This window comes from Pseudomonas sp. IT-P4, from assembly GCF_949767755.1.
Classification (GTDB): domain Bacteria; phylum Pseudomonadota; class Gammaproteobacteria; order Pseudomonadales; family Pseudomonadaceae; genus Aquipseudomonas; species Aquipseudomonas monachiensis.
In genome coordinates this window covers 1-4254 of the sequence record NZ_CATKPX010000057.1, presented here as the reverse complement: position 1 = coordinate 4254, position 4254 = coordinate 1, and the positions used below count along the sequence as shown (strand labels likewise).

General features: G+C 57.8%; 4 protein-coding genes and 1 tRNA gene. 3 read left to right on the top strand and 2 right to left on the bottom strand.

The features are described 5' to 3' along the window. Both ACM6IT_RS23005 and ACM6IT_RS23000 read right to left on the bottom strand, forming a co-directional pair. Nucleotides 1–2376 (bottom strand): DUF5801 repeats-in-toxin domain-containing protein (locus ACM6IT_RS23005; RefSeq protein ID WP_414918748.1); only part of this gene is annotated, 2376 nt, incomplete at its 3' end. Between the two features lie 266 nt (nucleotides 2377–2642). After that, nucleotides 2643–2719, bottom strand: a tRNA-Arg gene (locus tag ACM6IT_RS23000). Between the two features lie 293 nt (nucleotides 2720–3012). Here ACM6IT_RS23000 and ACM6IT_RS22995 point away from each other — a divergent pair. The 3 genes from ACM6IT_RS22995 to ACM6IT_RS22985 all read left to right on the top strand — a co-directional run bounded on the left by ACM6IT_RS22995 (nucleotide 3013) and on the right by ACM6IT_RS22985 (nucleotide 4176). Beyond that, nucleotides 3013–3234 carry a hypothetical protein gene (locus tag ACM6IT_RS22995; protein WP_223541281.1) on the top strand — a complete coding sequence of 74 codons (222 nt, stop codon included), beginning with the start codon at nucleotides 3013–3015 and terminating at the stop codon, nucleotides 3232–3234. Nucleotides 3235–3257: 23 nt separating this feature from the next. Beyond that, on the top strand, nucleotides 3258–3437 hold the full coding sequence (locus tag ACM6IT_RS22990; RefSeq protein ID WP_056724158.1) for a PA3371 family protein: 180 nt from the start codon (nucleotides 3258–3260) through the stop codon (nucleotides 3435–3437). Between the two features lie 412 nt (nucleotides 3438–3849). After that, complete coding sequence (locus tag ACM6IT_RS22985; protein WP_003178899.1) at nucleotides 3850–4176, top strand: Arc family DNA-binding protein; 327 nt, start codon at nucleotides 3850–3852, stop codon at nucleotides 4174–4176. Nucleotides 4177–4254 lie beyond the last annotated feature (78 nt).

Sequence of the window (4254 nt, the reverse complement as noted above, 5' to 3'; positions counted from 1 at the left end):
GGCGTCGGTCGTCAGTATCGTTTCGTCCACTGTCAGCGTCGGCTCCACACCGGTGGTGGTGATGCTCGGTCCGTCGTCCTTGAACACCAGGTTCTGCCCGATGTTCAGGGTTGCCAGGGCGCTGTCGCCGTCCCCATCGGTCTTGGTCGCCGTCAGCGTTACCAGGTTGTCCGAGGTCAGGCTCGTCGAATCATCAGGATTGCTTGTGTTGGCATGCACCACGGCGCGGCTCTGGTCGAGCGTGACGCTACCATTGGCTGCCACGCTGACCGTGAACACCAGCAGGTTACTGAGGGCCGTACGCCCTTCGACCACCGTGCCGTTGAGCGACAGGTTCACCGCCTGACCCGAGGCCGTGTCGATCAGCCCGGAAGCCCCGGCCACCACGCCCAGCGCATAGGTCAGGGTACCGGCCCCATCGGCGCCAAACGCCGAGTTGAAGTTGGCGGCGAAGCTCTGGGTGACGTCGGTCGCCAGCACCGTTTCGTCCACTGTCAGCGTCGGCTCCACACCGGTGGTACTGATGCTCGGCCCGTCGTCGTCGAAGATGATCCTGGAGCCGATTTCGGCTGTCGAAACAGAGGCCTGGACCAGCGTGAAACCACCGATATCAAAATCGGCGTGCTCATTGCCCTTGGCATTGACGGCGGCCCCGTTCTCCACGAGTACGCGGTTGTGATCCCCCGTAGTGGTGTATTCAATCTGGTAGCCGGCTTTAACGCCGGTGATGGTCGCGACCCCTGCATTAAAGCTGATGACAATGCCCGGATCATTCACCGAGCCGTTTGAGTTCTCGATCACCTGCCCGGTGCTGTTGAAGACGCGAACATTGGTGATGGACACAGACGCATCATTGCCATACCCATTGATGAAATTCACACCAGGCTCAGCAGCGGTGCTGAATGCGCTGACCCTTACCACGGCACTCTTGCCGCTTTGCAGTTGCACGACGTCGAAACTGGCCGATTTCGCATTGAAGACACCGGTAAAGTCGACGTTGGCTTCAAGATCGGCTTCGTTCTGGTCCAGGTTGGGAATGGTCACATTCTGCCTGGCACCCGTGACGAACGAGAAGCGGATGCCCTCTTGCTCCACAATCATCTGATTGTTGGTGCCGAAGGTGGTCGGCCCCCCCGCCTGGCTGGTATTGATCGTGTCACCAGTCGTTATATTGACGCCACTTGACTGGTCTGCGGGGTCCTTGCCGGTGGCGATGATGGTGGGATCGGTGATCCGCAACACACCACCGACATCGACAACGTTCGGGTTCGCCTTCGTGAACATCAGGAACAGGTTCTGACCGGAGGGCGCATTGGCCAGGCTGAACTCCAGGTCCTGGCTGGCGCCGATGAAAAGCTTATCCGCCAGATTGAGCGAGTCATCGGCATTCGTCATAACGGGATGCTTGAGCGGTTGGTATTCCACGGTCCAGATCTTGCCACCCGTGACCGGTGTTCCGGTTTCTTCAATATAGGCAGCGAACACGATCGCGCCGGCGGCGCTCCCGGCTCGGCCCACGACGATGTTGTTGTTCGTATCCGTATAGAGAAGGATGCTGGTGCCATCGAGGGTATCGAGTCCGCTGTCCTCGCCATTGAGCGGCGCGCCGGTGGTGCCGACGAAGCTGATATCGGTAATGCTTGCGCCGGGGTCAGCGGTGATGGTGAATGCATTACTGCCGGTGTTGCCAATGGCACCGGTATAGCCACTCAAGGCCGCGCCCGTGGCGGTACCGGCCCCCAGTGCGGCTAAACGGGTAGTGAAGGTCGAAGGCAGGGACGCCACCAGAATATCGTTGTCGTCAGCGTCCCCCGCGGGGGCTGGAGTGGCAGTGGCGTTCTGCAACCCCGCCGTTTCGTCCAACGTGACGTCCTCGCCGGTCGCCAGGACGCCCAAAACGCTGTCCGTAAACGAGGTTGACGCCCCCGCGTCGTCACCGGTGCCGACCACGCCATCGGCGCCCGCAGCGGCTGCTGTGAGCAGAAACGTTGCGCCTGCCGAATCGTCGGGATTCACGTACCAGGACGTGGTGACGCTGCCGTTGACCTGGCCATCTAGATCGCCAGCACCGCCGTCGGTCACGGACCAGGGCTCGTGACCCGCGCCGGTGTTGGTATCGAGCACATCGTCGGATGTCCCCCACACACCATCCGCGCCGGCACCGATGGCGTGGTCCACTTCGAGCGTCACTGTGCTGCCGGCGGCGAAACCACTGGCCGTGATGATGGCCGTGCTGCCGGGTGCGTAGTCATTAAGGTTGGTGGTGACGGTCGGAATGTAGGTAAAAGTCCAGTCGTGGCTGACGGGCGAAAGATGGTCACCGGCGTTACTGGTCAGGTCATTCGTTGGCGATGAGGTTTTTTTGCGCATAGTCATGACTTTCTCCTGAGCGGGGTCCAGTCATCGAGGTCGACCTTGGACCATTTTCTGATCTATTGGTCACAACTATGAACATGCGCCGCAGGCGGCACATCGGCGGATACTCCCAGACGGGATGGGAGATTCAGACTACGTGGAAGAGGAAACGGAAAGTCGCCAAGGCAGGGTTGATGGCGTCGATAGATCCCGGGGACCTGAGATTTCGAACGTTATCTGCACGTCGTGAAAAGGAAGCGTTGGAACAGGAGGGGAGCTGAAAAATATGGTGTCCCAGGGCAGGTTCGAACTGCCAACCTTCCCCTTAGGAGGGGGATGCTCTATCCAATTGAGCTACTGAGACACAGGTTGACCGCGACGATACGCGGTGCGATGGACGGCGTGCATGTTAACGGCCGGGCTGGCTTTTGTCATGTCGTCCGTAGGCTTTTTAAGTGTAGGCAGACGCCTCGGTCGGGCGCGGACTTGTTTACCGTGCAAATTGCATCACTGCAAAAAGCCATCATTGCAAAATGCAATATGGGCGCTTTACCAAAAATAACTTAATTCATTGTTTTTAAAGAATTTAATTGCCGATAAACTCTGGCATGCGAGCTGCTTCCTTTGTTCTCACAGAACAACCGAGACCCGCCCCCCATGAAGAGCGCCCTTTCACTCTCGTATGCCATCGCACTGGCGGCTTTAGCGGGAGTTCATTTTGTTCCCGAGAGCAGCACTACGCAGGTTGCCCAACGCATGCCGCATTACCTTCAGTTGCAGAAGGCGCCACAGCTGGTTGTGACAAGCGACCAGAACGGCTTTGTCAGCCAGGAAAACATCCTGGTGCCGGCTCCGCCTGCCGAACGTTTGGTATTTTGAATGACCCTCACCAGGAGTACAGCATGTCCAGATCAGCCGCGAGTTTCTTCATCCTCGCCTTGTCGAGCGGCATTTTTCATCTGTCATTGACCCAGGACATGGTCGTCACCCTCCCTCTGATCGCCTGTGGCGTATTCAGCGCGCTGTTCGTGCTCGCATTGATCGCCGGACGCAAGATCAAGTTTGATCCGGTACTGCGCTGATCCCGGCATGGCAGCCCCGCTGCCAGGGCCTGCCATCCATCCTGAATTCACCCCCTCCATGCCACTCCCCCTAGTAAATCGGCAATTTGCCACTATCCTGTAAAGACAAGGAACAGGGATCGAGTTCACTTTTTCCTGCCCGCCGGAATCCTTTCGTCGGGTGGAGAAAGCACGAAGTGATACGGCCTGGTCGAAGTTTTCAAACCAGTCCGCATTTCTGATAATTGGTGCTGGCAGAACGCCTTTATCCAGTTCAATATTTGTCACAGAATTGACGCCAAGGATCTGGCTGGTTTGAGGCATGATGCGCGCCTCTATCAATTCAGGTTGAACATTTGGTCAGAGCGCTTGTCCTACCAGACATCCTGCGGCCAATCCCGAAACCGCTCCCCTGAACTAACCGGTTAAATATATGCGCCCATTGAAACAGGCAATTTATTCCAGCCGTACGGCTGACAAGTTCGTCGTACGTCTGCCAGACGGAATGCGTGAACGCATTGCCGAGGTGGCTCGCAATCATCATCGCAGCATGAACTCCGAAATCATTGCGCGCCTTGAGCAGAGTCTTATTCAGGAAGGCGCACTGGGAGAAGAGTTGAGCATGCGCCTGGATAGCCCGGAGCTTTCCTTGCACGAACGTGAGTTGCTGCAGCGCTTCCGCCAACTCTCCCATCGACAGCAGAACGCCCTGGTTTCGCTGATCGCCCATGACGCTGAAATGGCCGCCGACGCGTCCTGATTCAGCCAGAAAGCCCAAGCCAGCCTGATCGCTGGCTTTTTTTTGCCTGAAATCCGGGCACAAAAAAACCCGCCAGAC